Origin of the sequence: Ensifer adhaerens (assembly GCF_002940685.1) — a bacterium.
In the GTDB taxonomy this organism is placed as follows: Bacteria; Pseudomonadota; Alphaproteobacteria; order Rhizobiales; family Rhizobiaceae; genus Ensifer; species Ensifer adhaerens_E.
In genome coordinates this window covers 168,448-186,904 of record NZ_PNFP01000010.1, presented here as the reverse complement: position 1 = coordinate 186,904, position 18,457 = coordinate 168,448, and the positions used below count along the sequence as shown (strand labels likewise).

Sequence of the window (18,457 nt, the reverse complement as noted above, 5' to 3'; positions counted from 1 at the left end):
ACTCGCCCGTGGTTCTTAATTCCGGGTGATCGCGGGATGGGTGGAGCCACATAATCCCCTGAAAACTTCCTTTATGGTTAACCGATACTTAAACGGAGCCCAAGGGCCCGTTGCCCGGGCGTACCTGCCGTTTGCTTAACCGCGAGCGGCCGCAGTGGACGCCCGAAACCCCTGCTGATATGGCGTCCCACAATGGGACATGCGTGCAGGCGGAGCGGAAACGCCTACAGCTGTTCCGCCCCAAATTGCATGCAATGATGGCAAATGATACAAGAGGAAGCTTATATACAACCGTGTGGAGCAAAGGATATCGAGCAGCGCTCGCCATGCTCCGAAGCGAGGTTTCCACAGGTAAGATCGCAGGCAGCCTATTGGCATTGACCCGGGCGGGCGACGCGGTAGCTTTGCAGAAGGACGAGCCGAACCGGAGCGCCGTTGGAGCGGGCTTTTAGATTCTTCCGGCGCGTTCGAAACAGAAAGGGAAAGGCAAGCATGCCGGACACTGATGCAACCTTGTCTGCTTCAGCTTCAGTGCAGGACGTTGCGGCTCATATGGACGAAGTTCTGTCGTTCTATGACGAGGCCTTTCATCTGACCAGCGCCTCGCCGGCGCTGCAGGAAACCTACGAAGTCGGCACGCTTGTCGACGCCACCCTGTGGCATCTCTATCCCGAATTGCTTGCGCCCGTTTCCAAGGCGGCGGTGGAATCCGTCATAGCCTATGGCGTGCCGCGCAGCATTGAGGTGGTCGACGCCGCCACCAAGTCACGGCGCACGCTGCTCGTCTTTCGCGCCATGCGCGGCATCGGCGTGCTCGAAACGAGCGGCCGCGCGACCCGCCGCGAGATCGGCAGCCATGGCGAAAGCGAACGCGCGCTGCTGTTGCACCAGGCGACCCACGACGTGCTGACGGGCCTGCCCAACCGGCGGCAGTTCAGCGACGACCTGCAGAGCATCCTGCCGACATCCGGCGAGAAGCTGGCGCTGATGCAGATCGACCTCGACGATTTCAAGCCGGTCAACGACACGCTGGGCCACGGCGCCGGCGACGCCGTCCTCAAGATGGCGGCCGAGCGCATTCGCGGCGCCCTTCGCGACGGCGAAGTCGCGTATCGCCTGGCAGGCGACGAATTCGCCGTCATCCAGCGTCAAAGCGACCAGCCGGCGGACGCCGAGTATCTCGCCGAGGCACTGATCGAGGCGTTCAGCGAACCTTTCACCATCGACGGCATCTCCGTCTTCGTCGGCGCCAGCATCGGCATTGCCATTGCGCCGAATGACGGAAACGACATCGAGCAACTGATGAAGGCGGCGGACATTGCGCTTTATGCTGCCAAGAAGGACGGACGGGGTCGGGCAAAGACCTTCAGCCGTTCCATGCTGATCGTGCTCGAGCAGCGCGAAATGCTGCGCCGCAGCCTGCGCACGGCACTGCAGGACAACCAGTTTTCGATCGAATACCAGCCGCTGGTCGAGCCACCGTTCTCGATCGTCGGCTTCGAGGCGCTGGTGCGCTGGCACCACCCGCTCGTTGGAAGCATCCCACCCAATGTCTTCATTCCGATGGCGGAAGCCGACGGCCTGATGAACGAGATCGGCCAATGGGTGCTGGAGGAGGCCTGCCGCCAGGCGGCCACCTGGCCGTCGCATTTCACCGTCGCCGTCAACCTGTCGCCGGCGGAGTTCCTGCGCGAGGGCCTGACGGACCGGATCGCCCAGGCGATCGACATGGCCGGCCTCAGAGCCGACCGGCTGGAGCTCGAAGTCACGGAATCGGTCCTGCTCGAACGCACGACCAACAATCTCGACACGTTGAACACGCTCAACGTGCTCGGCATCCAGATCTCGCTCGACGATTTCGGCACCTTCTATTCGTCGCTCAGCTACCTCAAGAACTTCCCCTTCGATACGATCAAGATCGACCGCTACTTCATCAAGGATCTGGAGAGCGACGAAAAGAGCCAGACGATCGTCCGGTCGATCATCGGCCTTGCCCACGGTCTTGGCATGCGCGTAACCGCCGAAGGGGTCGAGACGATCGGGCAGGCCATCTGGCTTCGAAAAGAGGGTTGCGACCGTCTGCAGGGTTATTTCCTGGGCATGCCCATGCCTGCGGACGCGATTGGCGCCTACCTTCGCCGCTCATCGGCAATGGCGACGCTGTAGCCCTCGCATCTGTGCGTTGCACCACATGCGGCGCGGGGTAAAACCTGGGTTGTTTTCTTGCAAGATCCGGTGGGTGCGTGGTTAGAAATCATTATAGAAAGTGGTTTATGGCCGTGGCAGAGTTCGGGGCGCGGAGGACATTGCTGCATGGGTGCTAGTGTCGACAAGACCACGGAGACGGCTTTCGAGCCCTTGCTTCAGTTCGATATGGAGATGGAAGATTTTCTCTCGGACTGGCACCATTGCGATCATGTTTCGAGTTACCTCGCCCGCATGATCAGCCACAACCGGACCGATCCGGTACGGCATTCGAACTTCTTTTCCTCCGCGCTCAACGAGCTTCTCGAGGTTTCATTTCGCGGCGGCACCACCGACGGCAAGATCGGGTTGTCGATCTATCGCCAGGGCACCACGGAGCGGGTTCAGCTGAGCTTCCCCTGCCCGCCTGGCCAGGCGCGCTTCTATCGTGAAGCGGTATCGAAAACCCGTGACAGCGATGCCCAGGCCCGCTATCTCGACGCCATTTCGAACGACCTTGCCCCCAGCCGGGAATCGGTGCTTCTGGACCTCGCTGTCAACTATGACGCCCGCCTGCGGCTTGACGAGGATGCGGCTCCGGCCATCACCCTGATCGTGGATCTTCCTCTCGAAGGAATGGTGAGTTGATCGCGGCGGGCCTTCCTCAGCGTTTCAAGGTCGACTTCGATCCGAACAGCCAGATCTTCTCGCTTGCCGGGACGATACGGCCGCGGTCGATCGACGAGATCGCCGAGAGCATTCACGCGCTGAGGGAAGCGATCAATGCGGTGCGCGGCGTTCTCTATATCGATGTGAAGCGCCTCATCCAGATTAACAACACTGCCTTCCAGGCCTTCATCCGGGTCGCCCTCGACGCCTGCCGGGAGCGGTCGGACCTGCGCCTGATCGTCGTCACGTCAAGCGTCGTCAGTTGGACGACGCGTATGTTCCGGCACCTGAGCACCATCGAGCCGCAGATCTCCGTAGAGGTCTATGATTCGATGTTCTATCCCGGCCAGGACTACTTCGAGGATACGAGCTTCATTCCAATTCTGCGCGCGCAGACGAAATTGACCTGGCGCCACGAGCGCACCCTCCTGCCGCGCCACGGCATGCGGCCCGGCATCGCCGTGGCCGACATCTGCTGCGGCATCGGCGATTTTGCCGTGCTCGCGCAGAAGGAGTTCCAGCCGTCGCGGATCGTCGCCCTCGACCACTCCAAGCCGAGCCTCGCCTATGCCCGAAAGGTGGCCGCCGAGTTCGGCGTGACGGGTATCGAATACACCTACGGCGACGCGTCGGAGATGCTGCTCGAGGACAACCAGTTCGACTTCGTGAGCTGCCGCCACTCGCTGCAGGTCTTCAATCAGCCGGAGCTTCTTCTCAAGGAACTCTATCGGATCGTGAAGCCGGGCGGCCGCGTCTACATCACCAACGAGAAGAACTCGCACTGCCTCGGCGAGCCGCGGGCGCAAAGCATCCAGTGGACCTACAATGAGCTCGCGCGGCTTTTGAGCAGTTTCGAGATAGATGTGGAGTTCGGGCCGAAGAGCCGGCGCTATCTTGCCGACACGGGCTTCGACGACATCCTGGTCGAATCCTTCATGGTCACCAATCTCGACGGTGACCCACAGGATTTCGCCGATATCATCGCCGGCTGGGAGAAGATGTTCGCGGACATGGCGGTGAGACACGGCGAAGCACCCGAATTCATCGAACGGTTCCGCCAGGGCTTCCAGGATCACATCTTCGCTGCACTGCATCCGAAAGGCTATGCGGGCTGGCCAATCTGGGCAGCGTCCGGGCGCAAACCACTATGACCGCAAGCAATATCCAACGTCCCCGGTTCGGTTTGAGATCCTTTCGCGCCAAGTTCGTGCTGGTCGTCGGCGGCGCCGTGCTCTTCGACCTCCTGCTAACAGGCGGGCTGGCGCTCTGGAACGTGCAAAGACTGTCGCGCGATGCGACGACGGAGGTCGGACAGGGCCTGCAAAGGGCCAACGAAGACTACATGCTCACCTACGCGGAATCGACGGCCGCGCGGGTCAATCTTCTGCTCGGCCAGGTTCACGCCGACGTCGCCACGCTCGCGGGCGTGCTCCAGGCGCAGATCGACCGCCCCGTGCGCCGCTCCGATGTCGGTGAGGCACTTGCGCGGCACGCACCGGAATCCGTTACCGTCACCTACGATGCCAGGGGTGGGTGGGCGCAGAACCTTCCAGGATCGCTGTCGAGCGTAAGCGTCTGGAGCTACCTCCTTGGCCCCGACCACCGGCCGCTGCCCGAGGTGCAGGCCGATATCGAGAACAGCGCCGTTCTCGATCTGGTTGCTCCCGCTCTGCTTGCGCACGGTCGCTCCAAACTGCAGATGTACTACGTCGGCCCAAAAGAGCGGCCGATCTTGCGCATGGCGCCCTATGCCGATCAGGCGCAGACGTTCGACCGTCTCTACCCCGGTCACAACGAGGCCAACTTCTGGAACTTCTTCTTCCCCGGCCTCTACGAGTCCTGGGAGGAGTGGGCGAAGCAACCGAGCCTCAGGCCCGTTGCGGCCGATACCACGCAAACCGCACCTTACACCGATGCCGCCTCGGGCAAACTGATCGTCAGCTTCTTCCAGCCGCTCTGGACGCCCGACCGAAAAGGTGTCGCCGGAGCGACCGGAACCGATATCACGCTCGACCAGCTGGCCGAGGTTGTCGAAAGCGTCAAGGTCGGCGCCAGCGGCTTCGGATTTCTGGTGACGTCCGACGGCAACGTGCTTGCCATCAATCCAGTCGGCGAAAAGGTGATCGGCCTCAGGCGGTCGAGCGACACCGGTGGACAAGGCGTCACCGGATTGGAGCGCTCACTGCTCCGCAGCGCGCAGCCCGCGATCGCAGAGCTGCCGCTTGGCACCGATGGCGCCATTCAGCGGGTGCTGCTCGACGAGAGTGGTGAGAAGGTCCCCTATCTCATTCTCCTGAAGCAGCTCGAGCCGGAGAACCTCTGGGTGTCCGGCCCGGTGCGCCGCGAGACCATGTCGATTGGCATCGTCGTGCCGGAGCGGGAAATCTACGCCTCACTGTTTGCAGCACAGGCGAGTATCTCCAACGCGACGAACCGCATCCTCATCTATCAGATCCTGGCCCTGCTCGCTTCGCTGCTGTTCGTCACGCTTGCCGTCTTCGGCATTTCCAAGCGGGTCACCCGTGGCATCAGCGCGCTTGCTGGGGCGGCCACGCGCATCGAGGCGAAGGACTATTCGGTCCGCGTGCCGATTTCGACGCGCGACGAGGTGGGCGAGGCGGGCATCGCCTTCAACCGCATGGCCGAAGAGATCAGCTACCACACCGAAAACCTCGAAAACCTGGTGACCGAGCGCACCAAGCAGCTCGAAGACGCCAACCACCAGATCTCGACGCTGAACACGCAACTGCGCAGCGAGAACCTCAGGCTTGGTGCCGAACTTGCTGTTGCCAAGCAGATCCAGATGATGGTCCTGCCCAAAGCAGGCGAGCTCGCAGAAATCGCCGATCTCGAAATCGCCGCCTATATGCGACCGGCCGACGAGGTGGGAGGCGACTACTACGACGTGCTGCGCGACGGCGAGCGGCTTAAGATCGGCATCGGCGACGTGACCGGGCATGGCCTTGAAAGCGGTGTGCTGATGCTGATGGTGCAGTCGGTCGCCCGCGCCCTGCAGGAAGCCGGCGACATGGACCCGGAGCAGTTCCTCAACCGCCTCAACCGCGCCATCTACAAGAACATCGTGCGCACCAACACCGACAAGCATCTGTCGCTGGCCTTCCTCGACTATGACCACGGCCGCCTGACGCTGTCGGGGCAGCACGAGGAACTGATCGTGGTGCGCAAGGGTGCCGAAATCGAGCGGATTGACACGCTGGACCTCGGCCTGCCGATCGGTCTCGAATCGGATATTTCGCGCTTCGTCGCCACCCGCGAGATATCCTTCGGCCGCGGCGACATGATCGTGCTACACACGGACGGCGTGACCGAGGCGGCGAACGCCAAGGGCGAACTGTTCGGCATCGAGCGGCTGTGCGCAAGCGCCGGAAAGTTTTACGGACAAAGCGCCGAGGACGTCAAAGCGGGCATCATCGACGACCTGATGGCGCATATCGGCAAGCAGAAGATATATGACGACATCACGCTCGTCGTCATGAGACACAGGTGATCAGATGACCACGCTCTACGGACTGGCGGACCTGACGATCGGTGCCCACCAGAAGATGACCCGGCTGCGTCTATACGACGGGCCGCTGGATCTCAGCTGGAAGCATTGCGCCATGGCGTCGGATTTCGTCGCCGAACTGGCGGCGCTACGTTACCGCGCTTCCCGCAACACCTATCGCGAAGTGCGCCACAATATCGGCTACCTGACCAACGAGCTGGTCGAGAATGCCGTGAAGTTCCGCGCCTCCGGTTCTGTCGTCGTCGAGGCTGTCCTCGAAGCCCACAGCTTCCGCACGAAGGTGTCAAACGTGATCGACAACGAAGCGGCCGCCCGCTTCCAGGAACTGCTCTCCGAGATCGCCGACGGCGACCCCGGCGACCTGCTCATCGAGCGCATCGAGGCCAACGCAACCGGGCTCGGCAAGAGCGGCTCGGGGCTTGGTCTTTTGACGCTGATGAGCGATTATGGTGTTCGTTTCGCCTGGGTTTTTGGCGCCCAGGGCGACGACGGAGAAACCTCCTTGGAGACCTATGCCTCCATTGCGGTCCCAGACCTCTCGAACTGATGAGCCGGTGAACATGGAAAATAAGGACGAAGAAGAGTATCGCGTTTGGTCCGAAGGCAACGATATTCATTTCGAAGGCACCATGCGGCTGCCGGGTACGGAAGCCTATGCCCCGATCTTCTCGACGGTCATGGGCGTACTGGAAACCGAGCCTGAGCACGTCACGATCGACCTGACCGAACTGCAGTTCCTGAATTCGTCCGGGATCAACCTGCTCGCCAAGCTGACGATCGAGGCGCGCAACCGCCCGAACGTGCAATTGACGGTGCGCGGGACCTCGGAAATTCCGTGGCAGTCGAAATCGCTGCCAAATCTCAAGAAGCTGCACCCCGGACTCGATCTCAAGCTGAACTGAGTTCGACCCGGCTCGGGCAACCAATCCCTCGGTGAAATCCTGAAGACCTTGCGCGCCGCTGGCCGGCGCGCTGGCTGTCGCAGCTTGCACCAGGCATGCCCGCGCTCCGGCGCTAAAGCGCATCGCGATTTTTAAGTTCGCTCCGTGCGCGTTACGTTTTTGATTTGGCGCATGTCGTTATCGCCAAACCGCTGCGCACTTTTGTACAACATGCTCTGCGCCAGCCTCCAAGGGGATGCGTTTCGGGGGGCGTGGTTCGCTTCGGCAAGTCATGTGCCGGCTTGACTTCCGCATCGCGCACGCCTATCCATCAAATCATCTGATGACTTGATGAGCAGATGATGCAGCCAATCAATCGCACCAATCTCACCGAGAGCGCAGCCGAAAGCCTCAGGGCGGAAATCTTAAGCGGCCGCTGGGCCATCGGCGAACGCATCCCCAACGAAACGGCGCTGACCGAGCTTTTGGCCGTGAGCCGCGGCACTGTGCGCGAGGCCGTCCGGGTGCTGATCTCGAAAGGATTGCTCGACGCCCGTCAGGGCTCAGGCACCTATGTCCGCTCGACGGTCGATACCTCGGGCGCGCTCGACCGCGTCAAGCGATCGGGCTTGCGCGACCAGTGGGAGGCGCGCGCGGCCCTTGACGTCGAAGCCGCACGCCTGGCGGCGCTGCGGCACACGCCCGGGGATCTTGACCGCATGCGCGGCCTTCTCAAGGCCCGTGGCACGGTTGCCGATGACGGACGCGAAGCCTTCGGCCGGCGCGACATCGCCTTCCACCGGTCAATCGTCGAGGCCTCCGGCAACAGGGCCATCGTCGAGCTCTATGATTTCTTCACCTCAGCCATCCTCGAAACCATCCACTCGACGCTCAATGGCGACCTGCCCGAGCCCGACGACCGGGCGCATGCGGCGATCGTCGACGCCATCGCGACCGGCGATGCCGACAAGGCCGCAGCCGCCGTCCGATCCTTCATGGCCCCTGTCCTAAGAGAACTCGAACGGCTTCTTTCCCAATGAACCAGAGCTTCCGTGAACCGCACAAGGCCGAGGCCGCCGAAGGGCTAGAGCTTGAAAACCAGCTCATCGACGCCGAGGCCGACAGCCTGCCAGCGCCGCAGCCGCCGGCCTTGAGCCGCAGCGCCCGCATCCTGCTCGGCGTCAGCCTCGTCCTCATCGCCTTCAACCTCAGGCCGCTGTTTTCCAGCCTCTCGGTGCTGCTGCCCGAGGTGATGCAGGCGACGGGCCTCTCCACTGCCAGCGCCAGCGTGCTCACCACGCTACCGGTGCTTTGCCTCGGGCTCTTCGCCCCGCTTGCGCCAAAGCTTGCCCAGCGTTTCGGCGCCGAGCGAACCCTCCTCGGCGTGCTCGTCCTCCTGACGCTCGGCACGGGCCTGCGCGGCGTGCAGTCCGTGCCGCTTCTCTTCCTTTCGACATTTGCGGCGGGCGCCGCGATCGCGATCGGCAACGTGCTGCTCCCCGGCCTCGTCAAGCGCGACTTCCCCGACCGGGCGGCGATGATGACGGGCCTCTACACCATGGCGCTCTGCGCCGGTGCCGCCAGCGCCGCCGGCCTGACGCTGACGATCGAACACCATGTCGTCGGCTCCTGGTCCGCAGCGCTCGCGGCCTGGGCGGTACCCGCACTCATTGTGCTGATGATCTGGGCACCGCAGGCGCTGCGCGGCAAGGCGCAGGCCCGCCACAGCGGCTTCCGCGTCGTCGGCCTCTGGCGCGATCGGCTCGCCTGGCAGGTGACGCTGTTCATGGGTCTGCAATCCGCACTCGCCTATTGCGTCTTCGGCTGGATGGCGCCGATCCTAAGGGAGCGCGGTCTCGATGCCGCCACCGCCGGCGCGGTCGTCTCGGCCTCGATCATGATGCAGGTCGTCACCTGCCTTGCCGTGCCCTCCTTCGCCGTTCGCCGCCGGGATCAACGCGCCGTCTGCGTGGCGCTGGTGGCAGCCGCTGTCATCGCGCTGATCGGCATCCTCTTTGCGCCACTATCGACGGTGCTCGTCTGGGCCGTGCTGCAAGGGATCGGCCAGGGCGGCCTGATCGCCGCAGCAATGACGCTGATCGTGCTGCGCTCGCCCGATTCCCACGTGGCGGCCCACCTCTCCGGCATGGCCCAAGGCGTCGGCTACGTGCTCGCCGCCATCGGCCCGCTGCTCGTCGGCTTCATCCGCAGCTGGACCGGCAGCTTTTCTGCCAGCGCCGTTCTCTTCGTCGCCCTTGGGATCGGCGTGGCGATCATGGGCCTCGGTGCCGGCCGGGCGCTGCATGTCGGCGCACGGACGATCCGGATCGACGACCGCTAGCCGACCGCAGGTGTCCAAGCGAACATTCAACTCGAAAGGGCTCCACGCCTCCGGTGGAGCCCTTTGCTCTCGTGCTCGGCGTGATCGCCTCACGCGGCGGCAACCGCCGGCTGGTAGCGCGGCGCCGGCCGGAACATCAGCGCGATCAGGAACGCACCGAGGCCGATGCCCCAGGAGCCGACATAGAGCCAGGTGTAGCTCGCCAGCGCATCGTAGATCAGACCGCCGGCAACCGGCCCCGTCGCCATGCCGAGGCTGCCGGCCATGGCCGTTCCACCGATCACCGTCCCCATCATCCGCAAGGGGAAATTCTCGCGGGCAAGCACCGCGTAAAGCGGCATGACGCCCGCATAGATGAAGCCGAACAGGGCAGCGACCGCGTAGAACGAGCCGAGCCCGGCGGCAAAGACATAGGCGAGTGCCCCGAAGGCCTGGGCGAGCAGTCCGAGAACCAGAACGCGCTTGGCCCCGAAGCGGTCCCCGAGCAGGCCGAAGACGACACGGCCGCCCATGCCGGCGAGCCCCTCGACGCTGTAGATCGAGACCGCCGCCATCACAGGGATGCCGCAGGTGATCGCATAGCTCACCGTGTGGAAGATCGGACCCGAGTGGGTCGCACAGCAGAAAAAGTTGGTGAGAAGCAGGATGATGAAGAGCGGCGATTTCAGCACCTGGCTGGTCGTCATCGACGAATGCGGCTCGTCCTCGGCAACGGCCGCGGCAGCGCCGCCGGCAAGCGCCGGCGCCTGTCGGACAAGAAACGAGACCGGGATCATGACGACGGCGACGACGAGCGCGATGATCTGCAGCGCAGTTCTCCAGTCATAGCCCGAAACCAGCCAGGCGGCGAAAGGCGACATCGTCATCGGCGCCATGCCCATGCCGGCCGAGACGAGGGAAACGGCGAGACTGCGATGCGTGTCGAACCAGCCGGTGACGCAGGCCATCATCGGCGCGAAGATCGCCGCCGTTGCTGTGCCGACGACGACACCGAAGAGGATCTGGAAGGCGATCAGCGAGGTCGCCCAGCTTGCCGCCATCAGGCTGACGGCCAAGAGCACCGATCCGATAAGCACGATCGGGCGCGCGCCCCAACGGTCGGAAAGACTGCCCCAGGCGATGCTGGCAAACGCCATGGCCAGGAAGCCGATGGTCATGGCGCTCGATACGCCTGTCACCGACCACCCGGTGTCGCGCGAGATTGGCAGCAGGAACACCGGAAGCGAAAACATGGCGCCGATCGCCAGGCAGCCGAGCAGACCGCCCGCCGCCACGATGACCCAACGGTATTGCGAATTGGTCATTGCAATCTCCTTTAAGCCGCCCGGCCGGACGTCCGGCCACGCCGATAAATGTGCAACCTGATCGCGGCGGAGTGCGTCAGGGATCTCTAGCCTTATCCGCCCGATTGAAAGACGCTCGCGCCGTCGCCAACCCGACAGTGAGCTTGGAAAGAATTTCATGATAATTGCAGACTACCCGTCGACGCAGCCTTCGAAACGCGCACCTGACTGTTTCCGCTTGATTGTGCGACAAAGCTTCTTTCTGTTGTCCGTTGCCACCGGAGCGATAGATAAAGCCTGGAACACGGCTTGCGGGAGTGACAAGTGTGACGGGATTTCGATGGATTCGTTGATCACCGCCGCAGCGCGGGCGCTGGCGGCAGGCGATCCGCTCGGCGCGCTGAAGCGGGTGGCGTTGCGCGACGATCCGTCGGCACTGGCGCTGCGCGGCATCGCCATGGCCCAGCTTGGAGACTTTATCCGCGCCAAGGCGCTGTTGAAGAGCGCCGCGCGCGGCTTCGGCCCACGGCAGGCCGTGGCCCGGGCGCGGTGCATCGTCGCCGAGGCGGAGATCGCCATCGTCTCCCGCGATCTTTCCTGGCCGATGAAAGCGCTCGACGCCGCCCGTTTGACGCTTGAAACCCACGGCGACCACCTCAACGCTGCCCACGCCCGCAATCTCGGCGCACGGCGGCTGCTGCTCATCGGGCGGCTGGACGAGGCCGAGCACCTGCTTGACGGTATCGAACCGGGCCAACTGACACCGTCACCGAGAGCCGCCCACGAATTGGCGCTCGCCGGCATCGCCGTGCGCCGGTTGCGGACCGAGGCCGCTGCCGCCGCATTCGAGCGGGCGATGGAAGCCGCGCGGGCAAGCGGCATCCCGGCCCTGATCCTGGAGGTCGAGAACGCGGCTGCCGTCCTGCATGCGCCGGCTGCCCGCCTCCTGACGGATGGGGAAGAACGCGCGCTGCGGCTCAATGAGGTTGAACGACTGCTTGCGTCCGGCGCCCTCGTCATCGATGCCTGCCGGAACCTCGTCCGTCGGGAAGCGACCGTGTGTTCGCTTGCCACCCGACCGGTGCTCTTTGCGCTGGCGCGCGCCCTCGGCGAGGCCTGGCCGGGTGACGTCTCAAGGCAGGCCTTGCTCGCCCGGGCCTTCGGCGCACGGCATGTCGATGAATCCCACCGGGCAAGGCTGCGCGTCGAAATCGGCCGGCTGCGCGAGGAACTGCGCCCGCTTGCGGATATCAAGGCGACGAGCGACGGCTTCCGGCTGGCGCCGCACGGCAAGCACAAGGTCGCAGTCCTTGCACCTCCGGTCGATGAGCGGCATGCGACGATGCAGGCCTTGCTGGCCGACGGCGAGGCCTGGTCGAGTTCGGCGCTTGCAATCGCGCTCGACGCCAGCGCACGCACCGTACAACGGGCACTTGAAGAGCTCGCCGCGCAAGGCAAGGTTCTGCCGATCGGGCGCGGGCGGGCGCGGCGCTGGGTGGTGCCGCCCGTTGCTGCTTTCCCGACAGTCTTGTTACTCCCCGGCCCTTTGCCAAACGAATAGGATCAGCCCCATGAAACGATCCGACGCAGAAATCCTCAAAGAATATGGCCCGTTCCCCGGGGCAGATCAGGTCCATGGCGTCACCTTCGACGGACGCACCGTGTGGTACGGCGCCGGCGACACCATCAACGCCTTCGATCCGGAAAATGGCACACTCGTCCGCTCGCTCGATGTCGCGGCGCACGCGGGCACCGCCTTCGACGGCAAGCACCTGTTCCAGATCGCCGAGGATCGCATCCAGAAGATCGATCCCGAAACCGGCAGCGTCCTGGCGACAATCCCCGCGCCTGGCCGAGGCGGCGATTCCGGCCTTGCCTGGGCCGAAGGCACGCTCTGGGTGGGGCAGTACCGGGACCGAAAGATTCACCAGATCGATCCCGAGACCGGCGCGATCCTGCGCACGATCGAATCCAAGCGGGTCGTGACCGGCGTGACCTGGGTCGACGGCGAACTGTGGCACGGCACCTGGGAAGGCGACGAGAGCGACATCAGGCGTATCGACCCGGAAACCGGAGCGGTGCTGGAAACGCTCGTCATGCCACCGGGAACGGGGGTTTCGGGGCTGGAGTCAGACGGCGGCGACCGCTTCTTTTGCGGCGGCGGTCCGACCGGCGTGATCCGGGCCGTTCGCCGGCCGAAACGCGCGCGCTGAAGAACACTCACGACGATTTCCTGGCGACCGGCGCGGCAGCGTGCAGCTGTCGATGCGGCGCCGGCACTACAGCGCCGCACGCCGTCTCAGGCGCATAAAGGCGCTGTAGCGCTTCGAAGCGCTGCATGTTCCATCCGCAGAACCGGCGACGATCAAGGGAACCATGCAGTAGCGTTGTCAGAGCACGGTCCGCAATGCCCGGACATCGCGGACCGTGCCCGAGCTTTAGGCCTTAATGAAGGCGAGAAGGTCGGGATTGATGACATCGGCATGGGTTGTCAACATGCCATGTGCATAACCCTCATAGACCTTGAGCGTGCCGTTCTTCAGGAGCTTGACCGCCAACCGCGCGCTGTCGTCGATCGGCACGATCTGGTCGTCGTCGCCGTGCATGACCAGCGTCGGAACCTCGATCGCCTTCAAGTCCTCGGTGAAGTCGGTCTCGGAGAAGGCCTTGATGCCCTCGTAGTGCGCCTTGGCGCTGCCCATCATGCCCTGACGCCACCAGTTGCGGATGACGCCCTCGGATGCCTCGGCACCGGGGCGATTGTAGCCGTAGAACGGACCGCTCGGAACGTCGAGGAAGAACTGGGCGCGATTGGCGGCAAGGGCTGCCCGGAAGCCGTCGAACACCTCGATCGGCAAACCGCCCGGGTTGTTTTCGGTCTTGACCATGATCGGCGGCACGGCGCCGACGATGATCAGCTTGGAAACCCGGCCGCCGCCGTGGCGCGCCACGTAGGCCACCGCTTCGCCGCCACCGGTGGAGTGGCCGATATGGATGGCGTCGCTGAGACCGAGCTTGGTGGTCAGTGCTGCGACGTCCTTGGCGTAGTGGGCGATATCGTGGCCCTCGCTCACCTGCGTCGAGCGGCCATGGCCGCGGCGGTCGTGGGCAATGACGCGGTAGCCCTTGCTGACGAAATAGAGCATCTGCGCGTCCCAGTCGTCCGCCGACAGCGGCCAGCCGTGGTGAAAGACGATTGGCTGGCCCGAGCCCCAATCCTTGTAGAAGATGTCGACGCCGTCTTCAGTCCTGACGAAGTTCTCGGTCATGGGAACGGTTCCTTTGCTTGGGTTTAAGATATGTCTTGCGGGTATGGTCCCCGGCGCAGACCTGCGCCGGGGAAGGCGATTCGCGTCAGCCGAGATGCGGGCGGTTGATCGCGAGATAGTGGTTGACGAGCGGCGCCGCCGGACCCTTGTGATAACGGCGAACGTCTTCCTGGATGTCGGCATCGGCCTTCGACACGCGCTTGTGCTGGCGCAGATGCTCCGCCCAGGATTCGACCATGAACCATTCGACCAGCCGTCCGGGGTCGGCAGCGTCCTCGGTCACGCCCCAGCCATAGGCGCCGTCGCGGCGACGCTCGTGAGAAAGGCGGGCCAGCGCCTTCAGGAAATCGGAGCGATCCGCCTTGTCGACCGTGTACTCGATCAGCACGAGAACCGGCCCACGGTCGTGTTCCACGGGCTCGCTGGTCAAGGGCTCCGGCCAATGGTTGGAAGGCACCAGATCCGCTTCGCCTTTCGGCAATTTTAGGGCGTGGAAGGCAAGGCCGACGCAGAGAAGGCCGATGGCCGCCACGGCCAGCGTGAAGGGCACGCCGATCGCCTCGGCGACGGCGCCCCAGGCAAGACTGCCGCCGGTCATCGCGCCGTTGAAGACGGTCAGATAGACGGCAAGCGTGCGGCCGCGCACCCAGTTGGGCAGGATCGATTGCGCGGTGCTGTTCAGCGTCGTCAGCGCCGTGATCCAGGCTGCACCACAGACGATGAGCGCCGCCACTGCCACCCATTGCGCCGGCGCGAAGGAGAGCACGCCCATGACGGCGGCGGTCAGGACCGCGGACAGGAGCAATAGCCCGTCGGCATTCATCCGGGCCCGCAAGCGCGGCATCACCAGCGCGCCGCCGATCGCGCCCGCACCGACGGCACCGAGCAGGATGCCGTAGAAACTGGCGCCACCGCCGAGAAGCTGGCGGGCGATCAGCGGCAGCAGAGCCCAGATTGCGCTCGAAAAGGCGAAGAACACCGCCGCGCGCAGCAGCACCACATGCAGCTCGCGGCTGGCGCGCGCATAACGCAAGCCGGCGCGGAAGGCGCCGAGGAAGCGCTCGGCGAGCACGTCGTCCTCGGGCACCTGCCGCCGCCACCAGACAAGAGCGGCGATGACGAAGACATAGCTGATGACATCGACGCCGTAGGTCACGGCCGCGCCGAACCAGGCAAGCAGCAGGCCGCCAAGCGCCGGGCCGATCGCGCGGGCGATGTTGATGCCGAGCGAATTCAGCGCAACCGCGCCCTTGACGTCCTGCCGCGATACGAGTTCCGGTACGATCGCCTGCCAGGTGGGAGCAACGAGCGCTGCACCGATGCCGCCGACGAAGGTGAGCGCAATCAGCGAGGTTACGGTTTGCAGCCCGGTTACCGAGAGGAACAAGAGGCAGAGGCTCGCAGATGCGAGCAGGAACTGCACGACGATCAGGAACTTGCGCCGGTCGAGAATGTCGGAGAGCACGCCGGCCGGGATGGCGAGCAGGAAGATCGGCAGCGTCGCTGCCGCCTGGATCATCGACACGGCGGCGGGCGTTGCCGACAGGTCCGTGACGAGCCAGGAGCTCGCGACATCGCGAATGAAGCTGCCGGTATTGCCGATGATCGTCGCCACCCAGAGGACGGCAAAGACCTTCTGGCGCAGGGGCGCGAAAGTGCCGGCGTTGTTGGCCATCGCCTGCGTCATTGGCCACCCCTCCCAACGGATGCGCGTTCGCGCAGATCATAGAGCGCGACGAGCACGAAGGCGCCGGCAAGGCCGATATGCTCGAAAAAGCCGTTTGTCGCCATCGCACGCTCCATGCCGGGCGGCAGCTCCCAGAAGCGGAAGGCGAGGAAGGTCGCCGCGAGCGTGAAGGCGGCAAGCGCGCTTGCCGCCGCCCAGCGATAAACCCCTGAGAGAATGAGCGCCGACATGGAAAGCTCGAAAACGATGACCCCGACGGCAAAGAACGGCGCCGGATGCAGGCCGAAGTGGTCCATCTCCGCCAGCGCACCCGGGAAGTCGAAAATCTTGGTCAGCGGTCCCTGGATGTAGGCGGAGCAGAGCGCCAGCAGCCCGAGAAACATGACAGGGTTGCCGGAAAGGCCCGGTCGGAGGCGAGCGACGAGACGGTTTTCGATGGAGGACAGGCTCAATGTTGTATTTCCTTGATCTTGTTTTCGTGTCGGCGGTCTTCAGTTAACGGCGGCCGAGCCGCCCTCGTCGTTTGCCGCCGAGCGAAGGGGTGGTCGCTGCGCCCTTTTCGTAGGCCGATCGGGATGGAGACCGCCGCCGCGGCGCCGGCCCCGTTTCGGTTTTGCTCGCAAGCCTCCCTTGCATGGCCATCACACCGCCCAGCAGGAGCATCCGAGCGCGCCGAAGAAGCCCTTGAGATCGGCGATCGGCAGCTTCGACGTCCAGGCTCCGGCGTGGTCGTGGCCGTGCAGACCGCAATTGCTGGCGCAGCCGCAGGTCGTGATCGCCGTGCGCCGCAGCGAGTTCCTGCCCGCGCCATCAGGTTCTCCCCAGGCGGCGTAACCGCCGAAGGTGCGGACCGGCGACCAGTCGGGCATCGCCGGCGGCACCGGGTTCTCGTCCTGGGCGGCAAAGTCGCCGGCGGCATAGACGATCCTGCCGCCGACAACCGTCAGCTCCGAGGTCAGGAACGCGATCTCGTCCTCGGCACAGTTAAAATAATCCTTGTTCGGCACGATCAGGTCGGCGAACTGCCCCTTCTCGATCCGGCCCTTCTTGCCTTCCTCGTTTGAAAACCACTGCACCTTCTCGGTCCACATCCGCAGCGCGGTCTCGCGGTCGAGGCAGTTGGCGCGCGGGTAGAGCTGCAGGCCGCCAACGGTCTTGCCGGTCACCATCCACGACAAGGAGACCCAGGGGTTGTAGGAGGCGACGCGGGTGGCATCGGTGCCAGCCGACACGTTGACGCCCCTGGCCAGCATCTTGGCGACCGGCGGGGTGGCTTCAGCAACGCCATGGCCATAACGCTCGACGAAATATTCGCCCTGATAGGCCATGCGGTGCTGCACGGCGATGCCGCCGCCAAGGGCGGCGATCCGGTCGATCGAGCGGTCGGAAATCGTCTCGGCATGGTCGAAGAACCAGTTGATGCCTGAAAGCGGGATATCCCGGTTGACCTTCTCGAACACGTCGAGCGCACGGGTGATCGTCTCGTCATAGGTGGCATGCAGTCGCCAGGGCCAGCGGTTCTCGGCCAGGATGCGCACGACCTCTTCGAGTTCGCCCTCCATCTCCGGCGGCATGTCCGGACGCGGCTCGCGGAAGTCCTCGAAGTCGGCGGCGGAAAACACCAGCATCTCGCCGGCGCCGTTGTGGCGGAAATAGTCGGTGCCCTGCTTGTATTTGACCGACGACGTCCACTTCAAAAAGTCGTCCTTCTCCTCCTTCGGCTTCTGAGTGAAGAGGTTGTAGGCAAGCCTGACCGTCATCTGGCCCTCGTCGGCGAGCTTCTGGATGACGGCATAGTCATCCGGATAGTTCTGGAAGCCGCCGCCGGCGTCGATGACGCTGGTGACGCCCAGGCGATTGAGCTCGCGCATGAAGTGGCGGGTGGAGTTGACCTGGTAGTCGAAGGGCAGCTTCGGTCCCTTGGCAAGCGTCGAATAGAGGATGCCGGCATTGGGCTTGGCCAAGAGCAGCCCGGTCGGGTTGCCGTTGGCGTCACGGGTGATCTCGCCGCCCGGCGGATTGGGCGTGTCCCTGCCATACCCGACGGCGCGCAGCGCCGCGCCGTTCAAAAGCGCCCGGTCATAGAGATGCAGCAGGAACACCGGCGTATCCGGCGCCACCGCATTGATCTCCTCGATCGTCGGCAGGCGCTTCTCGACAAATTGGTGTTCGGTGAAGCCGCCGACGACGCGCACCCATTGCGGCGCCGGCGTGATCGCCACCTGCCGCTTCAGCATGTCCATCGCATCGGCGAGCGAGCGCACGCCGTCCCAGCGCAGTTCCATGTTGAAGTTCAGCCCGCCGCGCACGACGTGCGTGTGGTTGTCGTTCAGGCCCGGCAGCACGCGCTTGCCCTTGAGGTCGATGGTCCTGGTGCCCGAGCCGGCCAGCGCCATGATCGTCCTGTCGTCACCGACGGCGACAATCAGGCCGTCCTTGACGGCAATCGCGGTGGCTGCCGGATTGGCGCGATCGAGCGTCGTCACGAGGCCGTTGGCAAGGATCAGGTCGGGCGTCATCAGGGTGTCTCCGGTATGTTGGGCATTGGCGGCGCCTGTTCTGCTCAAAGCGAGGGCGGCTGCAGTTGCGCCGAGAAAATTGCGTCGCGTCGGCATCG

The 18,457-nt window shown here is 64.3% G+C and carries 15 protein-coding genes; 10 read left to right on the top strand and 5 right to left on the bottom strand.

Going from position 1 to position 18,457, the window contains the following annotated elements:
• The first annotated feature begins 492 nt into the window (after window positions 1-492).
• From C1A35_RS20365 to C1A35_RS20330, 8 genes are all read left to right on the top strand, one after another.
• Window positions 493-2,166: a putative bifunctional diguanylate cyclase/phosphodiesterase gene (locus C1A35_RS20365; protein WP_104666061.1), complete on the top strand. Its 1,674-nt coding sequence runs from the start codon at window positions 493-495 to the stop codon at window positions 2,164-2,166.
• 147 nt (window positions 2,167-2,313) lie between these two features.
• On the top strand, window positions 2,314-2,832 hold the full coding sequence (locus tag C1A35_RS20360) for a ubiquinone biosynthesis methyltransferase UbiE (RefSeq protein ID WP_104666060.1): 519 nt from the start codon (window positions 2,314-2,316) through the stop codon (window positions 2,830-2,832).
• Window positions 2,829-4,004 carry a class I SAM-dependent methyltransferase gene (locus tag C1A35_RS20355; protein ID WP_104666059.1) on the top strand — a complete coding sequence of 392 codons (1,176 nt, stop codon included), beginning with the start codon at window positions 2,829-2,831 and terminating at the stop codon, window positions 4,002-4,004. The genes C1A35_RS20360 and C1A35_RS20355 overlap by 4 nt, the downstream gene beginning before the upstream one ends.
• Window positions 4,001-6,361, top strand: coding sequence for a SpoIIE family protein phosphatase (locus C1A35_RS20350; protein ID WP_104666058.1), 2,361 nt, complete (start codon window positions 4,001-4,003; stop codon window positions 6,359-6,361). Before C1A35_RS20355 ends, C1A35_RS20350 begins: the two co-directional genes overlap by 4 nt.
• Window positions 6,362-6,365: 4 nt before the next feature.
• Window positions 6,366-6,926, top strand: a complete 561-nt coding sequence (locus tag C1A35_RS20345) for a slr1658 superfamily regulator (RefSeq protein WP_104666057.1) — start codon at window positions 6,366-6,368, stop codon at window positions 6,924-6,926.
• Between the two features lie 13 nt (window positions 6,927-6,939).
• Window positions 6,940-7,281, top strand: coding sequence for a slr1659 superfamily regulator (locus tag C1A35_RS20340; protein WP_077963808.1), 342 nt, complete (start codon window positions 6,940-6,942; stop codon window positions 7,279-7,281).
• Window positions 7,282-7,622: 341 nt separating this feature from the next.
• A complete protein-coding gene (locus C1A35_RS20335; protein WP_104666181.1) occupies window positions 7,623-8,300 on the top strand; it encodes a FadR/GntR family transcriptional regulator in 678 nt (225 codons plus the stop codon).
• The gene (locus C1A35_RS20330) at window positions 8,297-9,601 is read left to right on the top strand and encodes a CynX/NimT family MFS transporter (RefSeq protein WP_104666056.1); all 1,305 of its coding nucleotides are present in this window, start codon (window positions 8,297-8,299) and stop codon (window positions 9,599-9,601) included. Before C1A35_RS20335 ends, C1A35_RS20330 begins: the two co-directional genes overlap by 4 nt.
• 89 nt (window positions 9,602-9,690) lie before the next feature.
• Here C1A35_RS20330 and C1A35_RS20325 read toward each other — a convergent pair whose 3' ends face one another.
• Window positions 9,691-10,905: an MFS transporter gene (locus C1A35_RS20325; protein ID WP_104666055.1), complete on the bottom strand. Its 1,215-nt coding sequence runs from the start codon at window positions 10,903-10,905 to the stop codon at window positions 9,691-9,693.
• Between the two features lie 319 nt (window positions 10,906-11,224).
• Between C1A35_RS20325 and C1A35_RS20320 the strand changes: the two genes are divergently transcribed.
• Entirely contained in the window at window positions 11,225-12,445 is a 1,221-nt protein-coding gene (locus C1A35_RS20320) for a helix-turn-helix domain-containing protein (RefSeq protein WP_104666054.1), read from the top strand.
• 10 nt (window positions 12,446-12,455) lie between these two features.
• Window positions 12,456-13,097, top strand: a complete 642-nt coding sequence (locus tag C1A35_RS20315; protein WP_104666053.1) for a Vgb family protein — start codon at window positions 12,456-12,458, stop codon at window positions 13,095-13,097.
• 225 nt (window positions 13,098-13,322) lie between these two features.
• On the opposite strand, the gene C1A35_RS20310 is transcribed toward C1A35_RS20315, so the two are convergent.
• The 4 genes from C1A35_RS20310 to C1A35_RS20295 all read right to left on the bottom strand — a co-directional run bounded on the left by C1A35_RS20310 (window position 13,323) and on the right by C1A35_RS20295 (window position 18,455).
• Window positions 13,323-14,153, bottom strand: a complete 831-nt coding sequence (locus tag C1A35_RS20310; RefSeq protein ID WP_104666052.1) for an alpha/beta fold hydrolase — start codon at window positions 14,151-14,153, stop codon at window positions 13,323-13,325.
• 85 nt (window positions 14,154-14,238) lie between these two features.
• Window positions 14,239-15,840 carry an MFS transporter gene (locus tag C1A35_RS20305; protein WP_104666051.1) on the bottom strand — a complete coding sequence of 534 codons (1,602 nt, stop codon included), beginning with the start codon at window positions 15,838-15,840 and terminating at the stop codon, window positions 14,239-14,241.
• Window positions 15,837-16,223: a DoxX family protein gene (locus C1A35_RS20300; RefSeq protein ID WP_104666180.1), complete on the bottom strand. Its 387-nt coding sequence runs from the start codon at window positions 16,221-16,223 to the stop codon at window positions 15,837-15,839. The genes C1A35_RS20305 and C1A35_RS20300 overlap by 4 nt, the downstream gene beginning before the upstream one ends.
• Before the next feature lie 258 nt (window positions 16,224-16,481).
• On the bottom strand, window positions 16,482-18,455 hold the full coding sequence (locus C1A35_RS20295) for an amidohydrolase (protein ID WP_104666050.1): 1,974 nt from the start codon (window positions 18,453-18,455) through the stop codon (window positions 16,482-16,484).
• Window positions 18,456-18,457 lie beyond the last annotated feature (2 nt).